This window comes from Bradyrhizobium sp. AZCC 1721 (assembly GCF_036924715.1).
Taxonomy (GTDB): domain Bacteria; phylum Pseudomonadota; class Alphaproteobacteria; order Rhizobiales; family Xanthobacteraceae; genus Bradyrhizobium.
Genome location: NZ_JAZHSB010000001.1, coordinates 7027465 through 7048815 on the forward strand (window position 1 = coordinate 7027465; position 21351 = coordinate 7048815).

12 protein-coding genes are annotated in these 21351 nt (G+C 58.7%); 9 read left to right on the forward strand and 3 right to left on the reverse strand.

Annotation, left to right across the window (positions count from 1 at the left end):
- Window positions 1–53: 53 nt before the first annotated feature.
- The 6 genes from V1273_RS33415 (at window position 54) to V1273_RS33440 (ending at window position 10799) form a co-directional block, all read left to right on the forward strand.
- Window positions 54–1886, forward strand: coding sequence for a VMAP-C domain-containing protein (locus V1273_RS33415; protein WP_334412081.1), 1833 nt, complete (start codon window positions 54–56; stop codon window positions 1884–1886).
- Window positions 1879–2880 (forward strand): AAA family ATPase, encoded by a 1002-nt coding sequence (locus V1273_RS33420; protein WP_334412082.1) that lies wholly within the window; start codon window positions 1879–1881, stop codon window positions 2878–2880. Before V1273_RS33415 ends, V1273_RS33420 begins: the two co-directional genes overlap by 8 nt.
- Window positions 2877–8324, forward strand: a complete 5448-nt coding sequence (locus V1273_RS33425) for an SAV_2336 N-terminal domain-related protein (protein ID WP_334412083.1) — start codon at window positions 2877–2879, stop codon at window positions 8322–8324. The genes V1273_RS33420 and V1273_RS33425 overlap by 4 nt, the downstream gene beginning before the upstream one ends.
- 9 nt (window positions 8325–8333) lie before the next feature.
- Window positions 8334–8594, forward strand: coding sequence for a hypothetical protein (locus tag V1273_RS33430; protein ID WP_334412084.1), 261 nt, complete (start codon window positions 8334–8336; stop codon window positions 8592–8594).
- 200 nt (window positions 8595–8794) lie between these two features.
- Complete coding sequence (locus tag V1273_RS33435) at window positions 8795–10006, forward strand: tyrosine-type recombinase/integrase (RefSeq protein ID WP_334412085.1); 1212 nt, start codon at window positions 8795–8797, stop codon at window positions 10004–10006.
- Between the two features lie 397 nt (window positions 10007–10403).
- Window positions 10404–10799, forward strand: coding sequence for a hypothetical protein (locus V1273_RS33440; protein WP_334412086.1), 396 nt, complete (start codon window positions 10404–10406; stop codon window positions 10797–10799).
- Between the two features lie 989 nt (window positions 10800–11788).
- On the opposite strand, the gene V1273_RS33445 is transcribed toward V1273_RS33440, so the two are convergent.
- Together V1273_RS33445 and V1273_RS33450 are read right to left on the reverse strand one after the other, a co-directional pair.
- A complete protein-coding gene (locus V1273_RS33445; protein WP_334412087.1) occupies window positions 11789–12676 on the reverse strand; it encodes a phage exclusion protein Lit family protein in 888 nt (295 codons plus the stop codon).
- Complete coding sequence (locus V1273_RS33450; RefSeq protein WP_334412088.1) at window positions 12673–14028, reverse strand: DUF2130 domain-containing protein; 1356 nt, start codon at window positions 14026–14028, stop codon at window positions 12673–12675. The genes V1273_RS33445 and V1273_RS33450 overlap by 4 nt, the downstream gene beginning before the upstream one ends.
- Window positions 14029–14745: 717 nt before the next feature.
- Here V1273_RS33450 and V1273_RS33455 point away from each other — a divergent pair.
- The 3 genes from V1273_RS33455 to V1273_RS33465 all read left to right on the forward strand — a co-directional run bounded on the left by V1273_RS33455 (window position 14746) and on the right by V1273_RS33465 (window position 19564).
- Window positions 14746–16566, forward strand: a complete 1821-nt coding sequence (locus V1273_RS33455; RefSeq protein ID WP_334412089.1) for an ATP-dependent nuclease — start codon at window positions 14746–14748, stop codon at window positions 16564–16566.
- The gene (locus V1273_RS33460) at window positions 16563–18335 is read left to right on the forward strand and encodes an ATP-dependent helicase (protein WP_334412090.1); all 1773 of its coding nucleotides are present in this window, start codon (window positions 16563–16565) and stop codon (window positions 18333–18335) included. The genes V1273_RS33455 and V1273_RS33460 overlap by 4 nt, the downstream gene beginning before the upstream one ends.
- 287 nt (window positions 18336–18622) lie before the next feature.
- Window positions 18623–19564, forward strand: a complete 942-nt coding sequence (locus tag V1273_RS33465) for a DUF6615 family protein (RefSeq protein WP_334412091.1) — start codon at window positions 18623–18625, stop codon at window positions 19562–19564.
- Window positions 19565–19811: 247 nt separating this feature from the next.
- Here the strand turns inward: V1273_RS33465 and V1273_RS33470 are convergent, their stop codons facing one another.
- A complete protein-coding gene (locus tag V1273_RS33470; RefSeq protein ID WP_334412092.1) occupies window positions 19812–21146 on the reverse strand; it encodes a hypothetical protein in 1335 nt (444 codons plus the stop codon).
- Window positions 21147–21351: the final 205 nt, after the last annotated feature.

Below are 21351 nucleotides of genomic sequence, written 5' to 3' on the forward strand. Positions count from 1 at the left end.
GCCGTCTCGGAAGCGGTGGGGTTCCGTCGTCGGCGCGTTGAAGAGAGTCTGGCATGACCATCAGAGCGGTGATCGTCGGTATCGAACAGTACAAGATCGACGACATGAAAGTGTCGGCCCCTGCAGCGAATGCCGTTGCGGTCGCGAACTGGGCACTCACGACGGGCGTTGAGCCCAAGGACATCTATTTCTTCGCAACAGCGCTTGGCGCAGAAGCGACGACGGAAATTGAGAAGGCCGGCGTCGAGGTCAGGGGTACGACCTTGCGCGACATCGATACCGTCTTGCGCGAGGAACTGCCTAGCGCGGAAGACGGATCAGCATTGCTCTTTTACTGGTCAGGCCACGGCATGACCGACAACAAGGGGCAGCGGCTGCTGTTTTGCTCCGATTACACTGAAACCCTGCGCGACCGTGTGTTCAACGCCTCGCTTTTCTTCCGCAAATTGCGGACCGATCAATATCCCGGTCTACGGCGGATGCTAGCGCTCCTCGACGTGTGCGGCACAAACAGCAGGTTGCCGGTGGAACCCGCATCTTACGAGATCGACCAGGTATTTCCGCGCCATCATCACATCTTCTTTGCGACGCCCGAGGGCGGCTTCGCGATCGCCGCTACCGGCCAGGGCGCCTTCACCTACTGCGCGCTACAGGCGCTGAAGACGTTCTCCGGCTTTCCGAACCTGAAGACTTTCAAGACGCGACTCGACGCCGAGTTGGACGGCTCTCAGCTCGATCGCTTCCTTCTGTCGGTCGACACCGAAGAAGGCCAGCACGAGAAATTCGTTGGCATCGCACGCCGTAGCGATGACCAGATAGCCGACGATCTGACCGAGTTGGTCATTAAACTGGGCATTTCTCGCAGTGCACTGGAACGTCAATTCCGTGCAACGGCCAGGGCCATGAAGAACGATCGCCTCCTGCTGGCGCAGGGTATCGCTGGCATGATTCGCGAACTTAACGGCGTGGGCGATCGTGCGCCGCGCGCCACCTATGCGACTGTGCAGTTCGTGCTTCGGCTCTGTGACGATCCGTCCGTCGCAAACAACAAATCCGCGCTGAAAAACTGGCTGGAGCTCAATGCCAGGAAAGCCGTGATCGCTGACGCAGGGCATGAGCTTGCGATTGAGAGGAGTCGCAAGTTGCTGATCTTCGACGTGCAGGCCGACTCGAACGGGGAGCTCAGAAATTTGCAGCCATTCCTGCGAAATCTCGACCTGACCGAAGTGCAAGGTCGCGTCTTCGACCCAATTCCGGTTCAGTCTTGGGACGACACCGGGCGTGCGGTCCTTTCGCTACTGGAGAGACTCAGCGCCGAACAACTTGCCAACGATCTGGAAATTCATTTTGTCCTCGAGCCGGTCGCGTTCGATTGGCCCTTTCATCGACTTCCTGGGCTCAAACAAGGTTATGAGCTTGGTGAGGAGCACGCGGTCATCCTGCACCATGGCCCACGGGTAAAGCCGACGCCGACCGCCGCAAAACGCGCGTGGGTCGAGCGGTTCAATGACATAAGCAAACTGTCTGTGTCAGAGCTGTGCTGGACACTATGCCGGCCGGGGCAGTCGCTACCTCGGCAACCCACGCTGTGCCTCGCGGCTACGGCGATCAAACGAGGTCCAGTGGGGTCTTCAGGCAAAAAGGTGCTGAACGGCCTGATCCAACTCGGAGCGCCATATCTCTATTGGCCGCACGATGACGATGAGCCAGATGCCGAACAGCCCCTTACGGAACTCGTTCGTGGCTTGAAAACACTAGCCGAGATGCCGCAGGCCATTTCGCAAAAGCGGATTGCCGATGCCGGAGTTGTGCGATCGGGATCGCTGCTATGGGATCAGCCGACATTCCAACCGTTCGCCAAGCATTCGGAGAAAGTGGATGAGTGACCAGGATTGGAAGATTTTTCGCGGACGCGGAGAGCCGCATGATGGACTCGACGGCCTTCCCGATCCACCACCCTGGCGATTTGCGCGCGCGATGGCGGCTATCGGCCCGCCGGACGCCGACCTCGACTTGAAGGCACCGGCTTCCAAGGCGACGACCTTTCTGCCGAGTGAAGCGATGATCATTGCGGTCAACACCGCTCTCTATCTGCGAAGGCCTTTGCTCCTCACTGGCAGGCCAGGGACAGGGAAATCGACGCTGATCAGCAAGGTTGCCTACGAACTCAAGCTTGGGCCGGTCCTGAAGTGGTCGGTCAGCTCGCGCTCCACGGTGCGAGGCGGCGTCTATGAGTATGACGCGGTTGGACGGCTGCAGGCCGGCAAGGGTATCGACCCGCCGGTGGAGGAATATTTGACACTGGGTCCGCTTGGCGCCGCGCTTATGGCTCACAGCCGCCCTCGTGCGCTATTGATTGATGAGATCGACAAGTCGGACTTCGACTTTGCAAATGACCTCCTGAATGTAATCGAGGATGGCGAGTATGATATTCCGGAGCTTCAGCGCCTTGGAGGGCGGCCGTTGGTCACTATCAAAGACGCGTCCGGGCGGAGCGTCCAGATCGAGAAAGGCCGCTTGATCAGTCAGCAGTTCCCGTTCGTCGTCATGACCTCGAATGGCGAACGCGAGTTTCCCGCGCCATTTCTCCGGCGTTGCGTGCGATTGACGATCGATCCGCCAACAAAAGACGAACTCACTGCGATTATCTATGCACACCTGGAGAAATTCATTTCGATGGAGAAGCGAGAGGAGATGACCGCGTTGATTGACAAATTTCTGGAGGATCGTCAGCAGAGCGATGTCTCGACGGACCAGTTGCTCAACTCGATTTTCCTGACGGTCGCGATGCGGAACAGAGATGCCCGCAGTTTCAGCCACGAAGAGCTGGTGGCCGTCCGAACAGCCCTCGCCCGACCGTTGAGTGGCGCGACCGCGTGAGGGTCAAAGCTGACCAAAGGCTCACGGAGTTCATCACGATCCTGCGTGATGCCGACTTTGATGCGAGCTGGGAGAATGTGCTCGACGCGCTCTGGCTCGCGAGCCTCGGCCGCAAACTTGATCTTGGCGGTGCGTCTTCGGCGATCAAACCTGGGGGCGCCGCTCTGCGTGACGGCCCCGGTTCGCACAGCGGACCTTCCTTCAGCCAGAAGGCAGATGCGCGAAAGAACCGCGAGCGGGGTCGGCAGCGGGAGGAGCGCGCAAATGACAAAACAGACGGAGATGAGGCTCGCGCCCACGCCGGCCTTTATGCCCATGGAGACGTCACGTCGGAAGATCGGACCGTAACGGCTTCCCCGATCCTGTTACCGGCAGCGCGAACACTTCCGGACCGGCTTGCCGTTGCGCGTGCGCTGAGGCCATTTCGACAACGTCGACAGTCGGACGTACGACTCGAACTGGATGAAGCACGTACGGCGGAACTCACCGCCGAACTGCGGCTAGTGCTCGGTGAAGGGCTCTTCGCGGCGCTGCGTCCGCAGCAGGAGCGTTGGTACGAAGCTCACCTTGTGTTGGAGGACGAGCCGGCGGTCGAAGTCTGGGGCGCGCCACTGCGCGAGTTTACCGATCTGCTGCGTCAAACCGGGGCTTTCCGGCTCGTGCGCATTTGGCGGCTTCGATTGGATCAGGCCAAGCCTCGCGATCCACAAAAGGCGCGGCTCGAAACTCCCGCCGGTGCTCTGATTTCGCCGCGAATTCTCGCTGGCGACGAGCGGCGCCTAGTACTTTTTGCCAGTCACGGCGACTCCCTGCATTGGGTCGACGGAACCTATGCCAGTCTCCTGAAGTCCTGGTCGGCGGCAAGCCTCGTGTTGCTGCATCTGCTGCCTCGGCATCGCTGGACATACACGCTATTGGGTGAGCCACAGGCGCTCGCGCGCGCAAGCCGTCCGGGCAGTGCGGCAGAAGCTCTGGACGTAGAGACGTTCTGGTGGCGGCTCAGTCCGGATCCCTCGCAGCCTCGAATACTTCGTTTGCCTGCGGTGCCGATCGTGCCGCAGGCCCTTCGTGCCTGGTCGCGGATGCAGATGGGATTGGGCCAGGGCAGCGAAGCGTTCCTGATCGATCCGGCCGAGGCGTTGACGGATACTGAACTCGCCAAACTCCTGCCGGAAAAGCTCGAGCCCGCCCGCGCGCTCACCAATTTGCGTGAAAGATCGGTCGCTGCTTTTGACCTCGCAGTCATGCTTGCCAGCGCGCCTTTTACATTGCCGGTCGCGCGGCTGGTTCAGGAGGTGACTCAGGGAGGGCGAACTGATTTCTCGGTTTTGGCCGAGCTTATGCTCAGCGGAGTTGTGGTTGCCTGCGGCAGCGAGGAGGCCAGTCGGAGAACCAGCGAGACGACCTACTTCGAAATAAGCGGCGCGGTACGCCCGCATCTTCTTCGATCGCTCCGCAATGCTGACGCCGTCGCGCTGGCAGTCGCGCTCGATCAGCGCGTCTCAGCACACCTCAGCGCGATCGCAGGTCGCAACCTTCAGTTCTCCGCCCTCCTTGTGGACGAACAAGGCGATACCAGGCTGCCAGTTTGGGCCCGCGCATTTGCGCACCTGACCACCGCCCTGCAAGGACGTCGCAAGCCCCTTTCCGATTGGAGCCTCCAAGAAGCGCTTGAGGTGCTCGACCAACTGAGCAGACCGTTGCTCGGTCAGCTTGCACGCCTCGCCGCCACGGACGCTTCTTTCGCCGCTGACAATGTCCGGCCGGACCTTTGGCCCCTCGTCAAGGACCCTCGCTTCGTTGCGGCGACGCCCATCGGGCTCAAGTTCCGACCGGCGGTCGCCGCCTATCTTGCGGATCGGTTGAACGAAAAGCCCTTCCTTGGGTTGCGCCTACTCTGGGTAGACGACAATCCCAGCAACACCGCCGGCCCGGCTGCAATGCTCGAACAGGGAGGTGCAGAGCCGATCCAGTATGCGCTCACAACGGAACAGGCCTTGCAACACCCTGCCCTTGATCAGTTTGATGTGATCCTGAGCGATATGACGCGCAATGACGACCACGATGCGGGCTACGAACTCTTGCGGGAGCTGCGCGCGAGCGGACTCACGACCCCACTGATCTTCGCCGCCAGCACGATGAACACTGAGGAACTTCGCGCACGCGCTGTCGCCGCTGGCGCATTCGGCGGCACTAATGGCACCGATACACTTCTTCAGTTAATAAAGCAGGCAGCGCGAAGCGCAACGCTTCCCCGCAAAACGGACGCCTCTACGTCTAAAACCCGGGTCGACGACGAAGCACAGGCGGCCAAAGGTATCAAGGCGCCACCCGCGTCACCGCGAACATCGACACCCTTGCGTGACGCCGCGATCCTGTGGGTCGATGATCGTCCAGACAATAATGTCACGGAACGCGCATTTCTGGCTCGCAGCGGCGTTTTTGTGACGTTGGCGCTCTCGACCAATGATGCATTACAAGCCATCTCAGAGCACCGATTCGACGCGATTATCTCGGATCTCGGTCGCCCGGAGGGGAACCGCGCCGGCCTCGACTTGTTACGGCGTGTGCGCCAGAGATCCAATCTGCCTTTCGCCATCTATGCGGGTGCCCGCGGCGTGCAGCTTGCCGAGGAAGCCAAGCGGCTCGGGGCGACGATTTCAACCGATCATTTCGAGTCAATAACGGAAGCGCTGAGTGACGCCCTCGGTTCTGGCGTGTCGCACGCAATGTTGTCCGAAACGCAGTCAGCGCGGCTTCGCGAACTCCTGAAGCTCTACGACACAGCATCCTGGCCTGATCAGCACGGACTGATTGGCGCTGCAGACCACTGGGTGTCGGTCTGGCAGACTATGGAGCCGTACGATCGCATCGCGGCGCTTGCGGTAGCGGTCGTCGATGCGGTCGCAAACACCGGTTATTGTCAGCTCTTCAGAGTGAGGAACGACCGGATCGTCTTGACGGCAAGCCGTATCGCGACGCCCAAGGCGGAGTACAGCGAGGCTTCCTGGGAAGGTGTGATCGGCCGGGCTGCACGCACGGGCACAACGATTCACCTTCCTGACGTCACCGAGGATCCGGGATACATCCCAGCAGAGTCGTCGACGCGGTCTGAACTCGCAATTCCGATCATCGGGATCAATGGCAGGGCGATCGGCGTCATCAATATCGAGTCGCCACGCCTTTCAGCATTTTCCGGCCATCAATCACAATGGCTTATGGCATTCGCCGCCACCTTAATCGACTATCTCTCGGGAGAGGCTTCTAGCAGCCCAAGCAGGTCCACACGGTCGACGAATTCGGCCCATGAGTCGCCAATGATCGACGGCGGCGGCCTCAGTGAGGGTCGCGGCGATATCGCCCGCTTAGTGGCAGAGGAGCCTGACCTCGATAAGCTCTTCAAAGGATTGATGGCGATAGTAAAGCCCTTTGTCGACTTTGACGAAGCCAATGTAAGCATCCTTTCGTCGGACCAAGAGCATTCACGTGTAATCTGTGTACTCGGTGCGCCTAAGCGCCATACGGCGCGCCGGTTGCGAATGAGCCCAGAGTTTGTCAACTGGATTAAGCAGCCGCAAACCTGGGTGGCGGATTTCGGAGATGTCCTCAGCGCCGCGCCGCAGATGCTCGATGCACCAGATGCGACGGCTGCGATCGATGCCGGATATCGCGCGTTGATTGCGCTACCCGTGCACCAGGGGAGTGAAACGAGGGGATGGCTCTGCCTGCTGTCGCGAAAGCCGGGGATCTACAACAGCGAGACTTTGAGGACACTGCAACAACTCGTGCCCAATGAGGCGCTCGGAGCGGTGATCTATGCGGCGGAGCGCGCGGAGAACCTGTTCGTCGCCAATCTGTTGAAAAAAATGGAGGCAAGCAGTCTACTGGATGCAGCTCAAACCGCTGTAAAGGATATTGGAGACTTCTATTCCTTCGAGAACACCTCAATTTTTAGAGTAGATGAGTCGCTTGGGCGGTTCGAACTTCTTGCCCAGGCCGCCTTCGATGGCGCGTTTGTAGTTAAGCATGGCTATACGCAACGGCTGGATCTGGGGTTGCTCGGCCTGGCTTATCGGCGCGGCGAGCCGGTCATTCTCGACGATGTGGATGATGACAGTGAGGATGCCAAACACTATGTGCGAGTCGCGTCTGAAGTGCGATCGGTACTATGCAATCCGATCCGTCAGTTCGGCCGAATTGTTTGGATTCTATCTGTGGAGGACCGACGGCGCGCCGCGTTCACCCCGATGGATGTCGAGACGTTGCAGCGCATCATCCAACAAATGGAGATGGCACTCGAGCGTAGAGAGAACAGCACCTATGTAGCGGACGTGCACGAGGCTCTCCATCACGCGACGCAGCCTCGGGTCTCGGACCAGCCGGAGCGCCGGGAGTATCTAATCAGCGGTCGCGTACAGGGCGTCGGATTTCGTGCTTTCGTCAAGAAGCAACTTGCAGCGCTGGGACTCGCGGGCATCGCCGAGAACCTGAGCGACGGCCGCATCCGTGTGATAGTGACTGGTCCCGCCGTGCAGCTCGATCAGTTGGAACCTCGGTTACGTCAGGGGCCACCCGCCTCAAGGATCGACGACGTGTTCGTTCAGCGTGACGATAACGTAGGAGCGCCTGAATCGTCACGCGCGACGCCGACACCTCAGCGTCCGGCTCCTCCGCACGGCAACCGGCGGGCCGTGATCGCGATCGGAGTCGATCGGGTCGCGAGCTTACCCACTCTTAGAGCTGCGGCCTCGGGCGCGCGGCAATTCGCTCGATGGTCGCGCGAGAACCAGAAGATACCCTCCGAGAGAGTGTGGCTGTTCACCGACGAGGATAAACCCGTCGGCGTCAACGAGATCCGCAAAGCCGTCACAACCTGCGTTCTGGGTGGCGACCTTGACCAAATCATTGTGTACTTCTCCGGTCACGGTACCAACATCGCGCAGCAAGACTTGTGGCTGCTCTCTGACGCGTCGCAGGATCTCAATGAGGCCGTCGGCGTCGAGCAGAACGTACAACTGGCACGCTACTCGGGTATCCCACACGTCGTCTTTATTTCGGACACATCACGCACGGCCGAAGCAGGTGCGAAAGCGTTAGTAAGCCCGATGGGCTCTCTCATCTTCCCGAACGTTCCTGAGCATCGGACCACAAGCGTCCGGTGCGTAGTCGATCGCTTCTTTGCCGCCAGGGTGGCGCAGCTGGCATACGAGGTCGAAGGCGAGTCGGTGTTCACAAGCGTTCTGCTGTCGGCATTGTCGGGAAACGAGTCGTCTGTGCTAACAGAGCACGACGGCCGGCAGGTCGTCACTAGCCGGTCGCTCTCCCGCTTGCTCCGGCAAGCTGTTCCGGAGAGGCTAGCGCAGGTCGCCGTCTCGCTGCATCAGGCTCCTGATACGATCATTGAGTCCGGCGACGACTCCTGGCTTGCCGCCTTCGAGAGCTAGCAACCATCCGTGCCGCCAACCGATCAAATTACCACCCGCCGCCGCGCGCTGCTTGATGACATTTGCAGCTCAAAGGTTGAACCACGTTTTGCGCCGGTGCAGATCGCCGCCGCGGAAGCGATTGATGTAAATGCTGATCGAAAAATGGTCCCATCGGGATCATGGCAAGCCCGCCAGGCCATTGATTTTATTGTTTCCAAGTTAAGGGGTACCCTGCGCCGATCAGGATTGAGACTCCGCGCCGAAACACATGACGCCGTCCCAAACTAGGGCAGCATTCATCGACAGCTCCGCTACCATGCAGATGGCTGTATCACTACGCCGTGGCTGAAGGTGATTGGCAGAGGCCTCCAGCGTCGTAAACAGAATCTACCACTAGCGTCCTCCAAGCCACCAGGCTCGAAACTTCCTCGGCCCTCGACTGAATCCAGCCTCCTATATGGGCTCGGACAAGAGGCGGAAGTTTTGGAATGGCTCGCATACGAGTGCTCACCGCACTCAAAATTAGACAGAATCTCAAACCGGGCATGTATGCCGATGGGCTTGGTCTTTACATGAAGATCCGCCCCGGCAACTCCAAAAGCTGGATTTACCGATATCGCATCGGTGGCAAGCTGCGGGATATGGGCCTTGGCCCGCTTCATACGGTGTCGCTTGCCGAGGCCCGCGAGAAGGCGGAGGTCTGCAGGGCTATGCGCCTCAAAGGCCTCGATCCGCTGGAGGAACGCCTCAAGGAGAAGCAAGCCAAAATCACCGAAGCGACTGACGCCATCACCTTCGAGAAGTGCGCCGAGACTTATCTCGCCACCCACAAGGACGGCTGGAAGAACAGCAAGCATGCAGATCAGTGGACGACGACCCTCCAGACGTATGTCTATCCCATCTTCAAGGACCTGCCAGTCGCCGCTATCGATGACGATCTGGTTCTGAAGGTTTTGCAGCCAATCTGGAAGGAAAAGACCGAGACAGCCTCCCGCATCCGAGGCCGCATCGAGCGCATTCTCGATTGGGCTCGCGTCATGAAATACCGCACCGGCGACAATCCGGCCCGCTGGCGCGGACATCTCGACCACCTTTTGCCAAAGCGGTCGAAGGTGGCAGCCATCATCCACCACGCGGCTTTGCCCATCGATGAGACGCCCGCATTTATCCAAATCCTCCGCCGAGAAGCAACTGTCACCGCCCGAGCGTTTGAGTTCTGCATCCTGACGGCGACTCGAACCAGCGAGACCCTCGGCATGCGGTGGGACGAGGTCGACGAAAGTGCCCAGCTATGGACCGTTCCGGCCGCCCGTATGAAAGCCAATCGGAATCACCGCGTTCCACTGGCGCCCGAATCGCAAGTGATCCTCGCTGAGATGAGGGAAATCCGAACGAGCGAATTCGTATTCCCCGGCGGTCGCGCGCATAAGCCTCTAAGTAGCATGGCGTTTCTCATGATGCTCCGGCGCCTCAACCGCACGGACATCACTGCGCACGGGTTTCGTTCGACGTTCCGCGATTGGGCAGCCGAGCGAACCGCATTTCCGAACGAAGTGGTCGAGATGGCACTTGCACATACCATTGGCAACAAGGTCGAGGCCGCCTACCGGCGTGGCGACCTGTTCAACAAGCGACGACAGCTCGCAGAAGCCTGGGCCTCCTTTTGCAGCGGGACCACAGGCAAGGCTTCCGATCTCTGACACCGGATTTCGGTCCGGAAACGCTGGCAGCTAGGCGCGTCAAACCAATCCGCAGGCGTCCGCTCTCGTGCGTACCGCAATTTATATCCTTCCGGAGCCAATTAAGGCCTTCAATAAGGAGCGTCAAATGTCCCAACAACTACAGCCACCGGTCGGCGCGATGTCCGTCAACGCGTTCGCCATATGGGCAGGCATCGGCCGCACCACGGCATGGAAAGAAATCCGCGACGGCAACCTCCGAGCGGTCAAGGTCAGCGCCCGAACAATCGTAAGATTTGAGGACGCAAGCAGTTGGCTCGCATCCCGACCGCCGCTGCAAAGCCGACCTGAACGATCGAAGCGCTGATAGGCAGGGGCCAGAAAAGCCCATCATTCAACACCCAGCAGGATAGTCTCGATGAACAAACGCATTGGCCCCCTTTTCTTTGAAAAAGATCCGCCGGAGTGGCGTAGGTGGATTTCCATCCTGAGGGTTGAGCTCGGTTACTATGTGAAAAGATGCAGCGAACATCACATCAAAATCTCCAAGATCAATTTTTGGCCGGCTAAAGGCACGATCACGTTGGATGGCCGCGAAGCTGTCGAGCACGGCGATTGGCTCGGATTCCTTCATATCGTGCTCAAGACGTACCCTCGCCGCCCGAACAAGAAAAATCGAGGCGAACTGATCGCCCCGCCGATTGATAGGCCGCATGCACTCAATCCTTTCTCGGCTGCATTGCTAAGTGACGTGCCCACTGATCAGGACGAAACAATCGTTTGCGTCGACCTCGATTCCGGCGAGCTGCCGTAAGACGGTGAGTGGCCATGCCCGTAACGGGAGTGAGCCACGAAGATCCGAGCAACTTCCGAAGCTCGTCCATACGCCCTTCACTCTGAACGATCCCGGGACAATTCCAATTTGGCCGAGATCTAATTGTTCTTCACTACCTACATAGCCGGCCCCCTATGGGCACCGGTCCTCGGCGCTAACCAGGCGGAGCGGGGGTAGCCGGTCGATCTTGAGTGGCATCAGCAGAAGCTCAACATTGTTGAGCAGGAGCGGGCTCCGGGACGCCCCGACCCACAGATGACAAGTTCGCTGATTGATTGTGCGAGATTGTCCATCCGCGTCAGAATGAAGCAGCGCATAAAGGCCGACCGCCTGACCCCGGCCTCCCCGTAGAAGGGTTGCGTTCAATCAAACAGCTTACCGACGGCGTGGCTCCGAGGTTCGGATACAAAGGTAAGAAGGCTTCGCCCTCGCAGGCGAAGCCTTGCCCTTCGGTCAAGAACAGCCCCTCAAGCGTTCACCAAGGTTCGATTGATCGCTCCTCTGCAGCGCTGCTCCTACACCTCTCGATGAAGAGAGGTATCCCTGCAGAGCAATTCTTGCCTGTCAGGCAGAGTGAAATGGGGGTGACGGACTGCAGCCCCGAAACGGATTCCTTGGCGGGGGGCCCTGCGAACAGAACGGGACTTTCGGTCAGCTAGCTTTGATGCGGCAGTTCGGCGTCTCCTTTAGAGCTGCCCGCTCACGCGGCAGATCTGGAGCGAACGACTGATCCGGCCTTTGGCCCGAAATCGCCAGCCGCTTTCTTCTCGTCGGACGCACTCTAACCGCTTCATTTTCAATCATAATTCTTTGCGCACCGGGCCAGCACTTCCAAAAACACAACTTTTTCCTTCCGAAACCGAAAGGACCGCGCCTTCTGGCACGCAGTCTCGCCCCTCAAATAAGGCAATGCGGCCCCGGGGAACCATTTATTGCAGCACCTCGGGTAAAGTCCGGCCCCTATCGCTTCATAGCTGCCGCTCGCGTAAACGATCTATAGTCCAATCGAACAGATCGGTGGACCTCGAAAAAGATGGCGGCGGCTGCTCGCTGGGAAAAAGAACGGCCTTGAGCAGATGGGACACCACTTCAAGGGCAGGACTGTCCGCTGAGGCGCCGAAGTATTGAGAAATGCGCTGCACCCTTACATGCGCTGGCGGGTGCTCGGGCGCTCCGCCGGGTGGCTCCATCAGTAATAACCATGCTAGGGCAATGCCCGCGACAAGGATCCGAAACTCACGCTGACGCGGATCAGCCACGTCGGCGAAGATCCAGGATCCGGCGAAGTCGTCCGCCTCGTTCTCTTGACCAATCTTCAGGTTCTCCGGAAGATGGATCTGGTGTCGCTTGCTCATGTGCGCGATCTCATGAAGCAAGATTAGCCCCATTGCGCCAAAGAATATGTTGTTCACATCTGCCAGTAAAGGATCGCTCAAAGAGGGACGAACAGCGAGATTGGAAGGCCAATCTAGATCGTTCAGACGAAGCTTCCGTACGAACTCGATGTACTCCTGAGCCTCAGCAAGAGCGCGGCCTAGATCAACCGGGCCTTCGTGCGTCCCGCTAAGTGTACTGACGATGCGGATGAGACAGGCGGCATAAAGGCTCACGCACCAAACCGACGTTAAGCCAGCATAGGTCACCCACAAGTATTTCTTGGGCGGGTTCGAACCGAAATGCTGAACTTGCGAAGCAGGTGAACTTTTCAACGCTTCAAACGTCCACTCCTGGCCATTAAACACCAATCTTGCAAGCTGGCCGCTCTTTTCTGAAGCCAAAAGGAATGGGACGCTTCGCAGCTGATCTACGAAGGGCTCCATCAATACAGAAGTGGCTATTCGCGTAGCCGCAGTCATTGGCTCACCTTAGAATGATGTCCATCTCTCTGAGTCAATTCTAAACTCATGCCTGCGATTTCCCCAGGCGCCTCAAGCAGCGGTGTATCCAAACTCGCGATTTCCGGCAGTGCCTTGCCAGCAATGCCCTGCAGGTCGCCATACATGCCTGCGGTCGTCTCGATCACGCTGATGATCTGCCCTTCGCGCTTCGCCCACTGCTTGGTCATGAATTTGCGCTCTTTGTCGAGATCGTCCTTCATGTCGCCGAATTTCTCGATCGCCGCCTCGATTCGTTGGCGGAAGCGCGGGCCGGTCAGATACTGGTAGACCTGCTCCATCTTGGTTTGCTGGCCCTGCTGGGCGGTGCGCGAGGCGGCAACGCCGATGAGAGTTTGGCGAAGCGAGACTGCCACGGGAATGGCGCAGCGAGTGTGAGCGACCCATACGCCGTCGACTAGGTCAAACGTTTCGACATCCCTGGGAAGGGCTTGCGAGATGATGAGCGCGACGTCGGCCTTCGCTGCGCGCTGGTCCTCTCTTAGCTTAGCAAGCCAGCCATCGCTCCAGTTTTTGGTCCGTTTGAATTCCCACAGGATGACGCCGGCAGTGTCACCAAGGGCGGCATTGACACGCTGCACGATATCGCCGCCAAACTCGCCCTTGCCAACCGGCTCGATAATGTCGGCTGGGAATTTGTTCTTGAGCAAAGCCTCAAGCTCAAGCTCAAGGACTTCGCCCTGCGCCTGCTGCGAGCCCTGTTCGGCCCTGCGCTTGAGTTCCTCGATCTGCTTGGTCATGGCTAGCAGCTGCTGGTCTTTCTCGGAGAGCTTGAGTTTGAGCGAGTCCTCGGCCTCCAGCTTGGCCTTGGCTAGAATTTCAGTCTGGGTCGCCTGGACGCGCTTCTCGATCGTAAGCTCCAACTCGCGCCTTTCATCGTCAAGTGCGCGCTGTTTGCGGAGCAGTTCCGCCTGGGCCTGCTGAGCCTCAGCGAGCTTCTGGTTGTTTTGGGCTAGCGTCTGCTGAAGTTCGTTCAGCTCCTTGCTTTTAGTTTCCAGTTCAGCCGCCGTCGCTTCGCGAGCCTTCTTTGCCTCAATCGCCACGATCTGGCTGCGTTCGGTCTTTAGTCGACCGTTCACCTGGTCCTCAATCGTCTCGCGGGCTCGCGCAATCTCTTCTTGCTGCTGACGAAGCGCTTCCTCCTTCTTCGAAACCTCGGCGTCCTTGGCCGCAAGTTGCTCCTGATGTCTCCGCTGCATAGCATCAATGAGCGGAGCCGCAAGAGACTCGGTTAGTTTGATAGGGTGATGGCAGTTCGGGCAGTGTAGAGTGGGCTCATGTGCCGATCCCGCCGCGGTCGCTTTAATATTCATGAGCCCTCCTTTGATTCGCGCGTTCTAGGCTGCCGGAACAAAGGTGATCCGGCCAGTCTCATCGCGCTTGTGATAAGGCTTTACCGCGATTTCCACATCCGGGTCGAAGCCGGTCAGCATGCCCATGAGCTTTTCCACCGAAACCAGCCGGAACAGCTGCGCATCAGCTTCGGCAAGTCAGGCTACTCGAAACGCATAGAGGGCCCCCACAGGTATGCCATCAAATCATCGCGGATCCCTTTCAGGCCCATCAGGGAATCGGCATTGAATCTCTACGATGGAGCAAGCGTCGGTCGACGATACTGGTACGACGAGAGTGGCTGGCTCAGGTTTTCGGCGGGACGTCGAATCATTGGAATGGACGATGCGGCGTCTTTGATCCGGTCGACTTTGAAGACCGCAGGGTAACTTCCTACAGCGCACGGATGACGCGGGGCACGACGGCAATCGAAAACGACTTCCTGACCCCCGCCAGGGTCCGAGCCAGATTGGGTGTCCCTAGGCGGCCGCCAGGACCGTTTCTACAGAGAACTACTCGAGTGAGCCCGTGATCGGTGAGAGTCCGCTTTGCCACCAGGCGGCCATTCAGTTGGGCGCGGCGGAGTGGCCGGCCTCACCCAGATTGATCGATCATCGGCCAAACGTGTAATCATACAAGTTGCACTATCTCTCCGACTCAAGAGACAGTACATCTAGTTAGTGGCCATAGGTATCTTCATGCGCATCAGCCGTATCGTCATCCGTAACTTCAGATCGTTCGAGCACTTGGATGTCAGCCTCAGTCAGAACACGACCTGCGTCATCGGCGAGAACAACGCGGGAAAGTCGAACCTCCTCCATGCACTGCGCCTGTGCTTGGACGTGAACCTGCCATCTTCCTACCGGGCTCTGGCGCTGAAGGATATACACTCGGACGCCGACATCAGCGAGCCGACGCAGGTCCTGATCGGGGTGGAGATCACCGACTATCAAGGCAAGATCAACGAAGAGGCACTAGCAGGCGCGTGGCAGATTAAACCCGACCTCGCTCGCCTCATCTATCGGTTCAGGCCCAAACATGGGGTCCGCGAAGACCTGGAGGCGGAGGAGCGCCACGCCGGCGACCTGACACTCGACGATTACCAATGGGAGATCACAGGCGGCGGCGATCCCAAGTTGGATATGGCGGAGGCCGATTGGCGCGACGACATTGGCATGTCTATACGATTCCCCGACCTCCAGTCTTTCCTAGTCGTCTTCCTGCCAGCTCTGCGCGACGTCGAAAGCGACCTACGTCAGACTCGGACGTCGCCACTGGCGCGCCTAATCGACGTGAGCGACATCGGGTCGGCCGAGCAGGAGACATTGATCGACGCTCTACGAAAAGCGAACGCGGCGATCGCAGCCTCCCCCACCATCGCCAGCTTGGCAGAGGCTATTGACAAGTCGTTCAAGGCCGTTAGCGGGCCGGCCTTCGAGATGGACGTGGGGCTCGGTCTTGCCGAACCCTCGTTCCCAATCATCGTCCGCGCCCTACGTATCCTGCTGACGAACATCGCAGTTGAGAACTTTGACCCCGCCAACAATGGGCTCGGCCTCAACAACATCCTCTACATCTCTATCCTGATCGAGTATTTCCACAAGCGGCTGGCCCAGCAGAAGTCGGCCGGACAGATCATCCTCTTCGAGGAGCCGGAAGCACATCTTCATCCACAGCTGCAGCTCGCGCTTTACAACGCGCTAAGTGCGCTTCCCTTCCAGTCGATCCTCACGACCCACAGTACGCACATCACCGCACAGGCGGGGCTCAACACATTCGTGGTGCTGACTCACACTGGCGATCCGGCGACCGCGTCAGGTGTGCCGGCTCTCAATCCATCGCTCTCACCGACAGATGTGCATGATCTGGAGCGTTTCCTAGACGCCACCAAGTCGAACCTGCTGTTCGCGCGCAAAGTGATGCTCGTCGAAGGACCGGCCGAGCTCTTTCTGATACCGCCGTTAGTCAAGACAGTGCTGGGTCTCGATCTCGACCGAGCGGGCATCTCGGTGATTCCAATCTATGGCGTACATTTCGATGTCTACAGCAAGCTTTTCTGCGAAAGCTGCTTGCCGAAGAAATGCGCTATCGTTGGTGACGGTGACTTGAAACCCAGCGACGCAGTCCTCTCGGGGGACGATGGCGAAGATGATCTTCCGCCCCCGCCCGATTTGAAGTCTTTGGAGAGCGATCACGTCAGGGCGTTCGTCTGCCAGACCACATTCGAGCGGGCGATCACGATGACGGGCACACTGCCGATGTTCATCGCAGCGGCCGAGGAGCTCGGGCTTCCGGGGGTTAAGTCTAAGCTCAAGAAGGGCCTCAAGGCGCTCCAGGCCGATGGGCTTGGCCAGGAAGCCAAGTTTGAAATCCTTGACCCGCTTCGCGCGACGGTCCTCAGCACCGCTAAGCGCGTCGGAAAGGCCCGTTTCGCGCAGATCGCCGCCCGTCATACCGAGAAGGCTACGGCGCTTCCCAAATATCTTAAGGACGCCGTCGCCTGGCTAGGTGAAGCATGAGTCTCACCGCGGAACAGCGCACCGCCATCGACCACGATGGTCATGTTATGCTCTCAGCCTGCCCAGGCAGCGGCAAGACGCACGTAATTGTCTCCAAGCTCCTACGCGCGGTCGACACATTGCGGGGCACTCCGCGCGCAGCGGCCTGCATCACGTACACAAACGCGGCAGTGTTGGAAATCGAGGCGCGACTGCGTCGGCAGCTGCAAGTCGGCGATGAAACGCATTTCGAGATCAGCACCATCCACGCATTTTGTCTGCAGTACGTGTTCCGGCCATATGCCTATCGAGTAAAGGGCTATGCGAAGGGCTTCGAAGTTCTGAGCCAGGATAATCCGGCATTCGCTAAATTCGTCGAGGCGACAACGCGGGAAAGTGGCCGTTACAACCTTCGTCAAACCGATTACGACGAGTTCGCCCAGATCCAGATCAACGAGACCGGCACCCCCATTGGCTCTGCGCTCACCAACGGCGCCATCTCTACCCGAGAGGCAAAGCGCTATTGGCAGATGGTCCGCGAAGCAGGGTACGCGGACTTTGCGCTTATCGTCTACTTCTCGCTGCTGCTACTGAAAAAATTCCCAGAAATAGCCGATCATCTTGCCTCGCGCTTCGCGTTTATCCTCATTGACGAGTTCCAGGATACGAGCGATCTCCAAGTCGAGATCCTGACGCTGATCGCCTCGCGCCAACGAACCCGCTTCTTCTTGGTCGGCGATCCAAACCAATCGATCTTCAGCTTCGCCGGGGCGCGCCCCGATCTTGCCGATGTCTTCGCCAAACGGATCAACGCCAGGACCGACCTGTCGCTGTCCGGAAACTTCCGCTGTAGCCCACAGGTCATCGCCCATGCCGAAACGTTGATCCCTCGTGCACCCCCAATGACGGCAGTCGGCAAGGCTAAGGTCTATACGGAAACGCCAAAGCTTCAGAAGACAGCGACGCCATTCGAACTTTTGACGGACTATTTTCTCCCTGCGCTTGACGAGCTAAAAATCCCACTTGGTCAAGCTGCCATCCTTGCTCCGACCTGGTTCAGCCTATTCCCGCTCGGACGCAAGCTACGTGAGTACGGCATAGCCGTGGTCGGGCCCGGCGCTAGACCGTACAAACGCAACCGGCTTTTTGCGCCTTTGGCTGAGCAGATCTGCGGCTATCTCATCGAGCCGAAGCCCGACGCGCTAGTCGGCATCGAACGCCGCCTTTTCGAGACCGTGTTGAACGCAACAGCACAGCCGCGGTTTGATATCTTTTCTTATGACGGGCGGGCGGTCGTATTTCGACTGCTCGCTGAGGCTCGACGTCTGGAAAAACTCCATACAGGCGCGGAGGATTGGCTCAAGGCCGCTGTCGAGACCTTTGGTATAATTCTCCGTGAAGGCGGGCTTCTAACTGCGCCCGCGACCTCACGCCTAACCTCCTCAGTTGACGAAATCCTAGGCGATATACGCTCAAACAGGGTGGATGTCGCGAACTTGACCTTGGCCGATCTCGGTCTATACGCAAGTCATGGTGCTGCCTTGAAGCTCTCGACGCTTCATAATGCCAAAGGTCGTGAGTTCGATGCTATCGCAATGATAGACCTGCACAATGGACGCATCCCGTTCTTCCGTGCCGAAACGCAAGAGCAAATCGAAGAAGCGCGACGGCTCTTTTACGTTGGAATCACGCGCGCGAAGCGGTACTTGCTTTACGGCATTGATCGCACGGATCTGAGGAACGCCCCATCTCCATTCCTCACTACGGCCGGGGGGCTCGGTCTTTGCTGATTTCTGATATCGACAAGGCTTTCAGCATAAAGTCGGGACTCAAGAGTCGGAAGCAGCGCGACACTGCGGCGGAAATCACTGCCGGTAGGGCGCAACATCATAGGCTGCAGAGTGGAGCTCGCGATTTACGTCTTTCTTTCAGAAAATAGCGTACTGCGTCATCCAGCTGGCAATTAGATCAGCACTTCGACGTCCATCCGATCTAATTTGCATCAGACCGTCAGCATCGCTAAGGTGCTACCGGCATCCACAGGCTCTAGGCAGGGGGAGCTGCCGGTAATTGGTCGATGCTTTGCGAACTAGCCCATTCCTTCTCACCCCGGATCGCCGAACTGCTGGAGCGTGACCGAGGCCTCACTCGCAACTTCCGCGAGGAGACTGTTACCGATCTGTTCATGGCCAGCCTCGTCGGGCTCGAAGCCTTTGGCGTTCGGGTCGACTTTCCAGACGAACCAACCACGGGCGGCGACATGGACTGGATCTATGCCGCCCCACTCGAGCTCAACGGAGGCCGCTACCTCCGCCTGATTCTTCAGGCCAAGCGCGCGCAGTTCGCGAAGCTAAAGAGCGGCGGCTACTGGTACTACCACCACCTCGACCACGGTTCCCCTTCTGGTCAGCAGGCCCAAACGCTCATTGCATACGCGTCCACCACGCCGGCCGGTATGGCCACACTACCGCTTTATATCCTTTACCACCCGACCTCCGCCCTCGCTCCCGCCACGCACAATCGCCCCGCGATCGAGGGCGTGAACTTGGTTTTCGCGCATCACGTAGCACCGGTTGTCTTCGGTGGTTGCGCAAGGACGCAGAAGAAGGTGGACTATTGGCGCGACCGCTTCATGCCGCTCTCCGAGATCCTGTGTTGGCCGGCCGCTGTGACGGAGCAGCGCGACCCCGCCGCTGCCGGCACAACGCAGTTCATGGTCGGGCTAGAGCGAGCGGTTCTGCCCGGTCTGACGGGCGCTTTCCATCCTGACGTGGTCGCCCGTCGGCTCGGAGAGCAGAGGGCGCGAACTGCAGTAGCTGCGGCGCCGGACGCGCCTACCCCGCCCCCCATCAAGCCGGTCGACGGTATTCCCGAGGACATCCGGCGCGCGATCGAGGGGCAAGTGACGAAAAAGGACAGAAAGGAGCTGAAGCGCCCGCGAGTGATTCTTTCGACACGAATGCGGCGCGACAGCCCAAACTTCGATCTGGCTGAACAGCTCAGTCGGCGCCGAGACTAAGCAGCGCCCGATCCGTCGCCGCCTGTCCGCTTTGCGCCGATACTGTTGACGAAATCTTTTCAGGTTGAAGAACAAACTTTCGTGGCTCCGCTCGCGAGCTTCTGATGTGGCGACCTCCGTACCGGCCTGCGAAAGCTTTCAGCGGCGGACCGCTGAAACACTCTTCTCGGCGCGATTTTAGAAACCGGCCAGTCTTCACCTTTTTCGGAATTTTCGTCAAAAGGGGAAGCTAGCCACGTTGCGACGATCAAATCTGTAAAGTCTTCAGCAGTTCTTCTTGCTCAGCCTCTTGCTCTCGGTAGCTCTTGCCCTCTTCCAGTTCCAGTCCAGCGTACAGATTGTCGATATCGGATCGATAGAGTCTGGATCTGAACCCATCCTGATCTCGAGCCTTCTTACCGATATTGTGTGACGCGCCAGTCAATTTGATCTGCTGCACGTCGATAGCCGTTCGTACGGACCACGGATTGAGAATATCGCGGCCGTTCATCTGCACAATTTCCCGCGCAGCATGATCCTTCCATGCAAATTGCTCATTCGGGTGAAGTTGTTTGACGACGTAGCGGAACCATCGCCACGCGGTACGCACCTCTTCGGCTTTGGTCTTCCCATAGCTGCGCACCAGGCGGTATGCATCGCGGTGAATGTTGCGCCCCGTTAGCCTGACCAGACATGAGCGGGACCAAGCATCAAACTCGTTGCGCAGCACGGGGGGCAAATTCATCAGCACATGCGAATGAAAGCCACGGCCGGGTGCATTTTCATGAACATAGACATACTTCAACTCGACTTTCGTCAGGGGGCTTCGAGCAGACAGCCGCCGACCGCGAAATCCGCCGCCGACATTCACCCATTTCCGTGCTTCGTTAAGATAACGCCCCAAGATGTCGCACCCTTCGAGCTCGCTGAGTCCCATCATTGACCAAATGATGACCGCGTGAGCATTCAGCACGGTGCCGTCCTTCCACATGCCGTAGGCCATCGCATCGTAGACCTTCTGAACATCCTTTGACGTGAGGAAGGAGGACTTCATCTGTCGCGGCACCGATGTGACCCTAAAAGGGTTGACCATCGCCCCAGGACGCTGATATCGGGGCGGCGGTGCATACGGCAGAGGCCCAATGAAGTGCGGCCACATCTCCCGAGCGTGTTCGTAAAGGTGCCGGCCTAAAGCCGCCGCCAATGGATCCGGATCGAACTGGATTACTTTGGCGCTTGCGCTCCCCTTTTCAGCCGGCAGCGTCGTTCCATACTCCTTCTCCGCGGATTCCTCGTCCTGCGCCAGCGCCGCCGCCATCACCCAAGGGCACGGTTTGGTCAGGGGATAGTGGTGACGCACCCGCTGCCATCGCCGGTCGTGCTCGAACTGCTCTCGCGTCCGCCGAGGCGGCTGAGGCATTATCGCGCTCAATCGTCTCGACCATTCATTGCCGCTTCCTGCAGCCGCGTTGCAAAGCCGCGTCAGATCGGGATCGGTGGTGTCATACAAGCCGGCCAATCCAGCTTCCCAGAGGACGCGCGCGCGATCCGGGCCGTCTACGCTTTCCAGATACGTTACCAGTTCACTTTTCGTCTCATTCATCTGCATTTCTCCAGAAGGTTTTGTTGAGTCTGAGGACAGATAACCTGCTGTGAGAGCTAGATTTCTTCGTTGATCCCCGAGCCCAAATTCCAAAGTGGACAATCAACGCTTCCAAAAGCGTGCACGTGCTTCCGAAAGTCGCGACAGCAAAGCAGACGGTCGAGCCGAAGCTCGAGCCGTTTACCAGCCGCATGGACCGCATTTC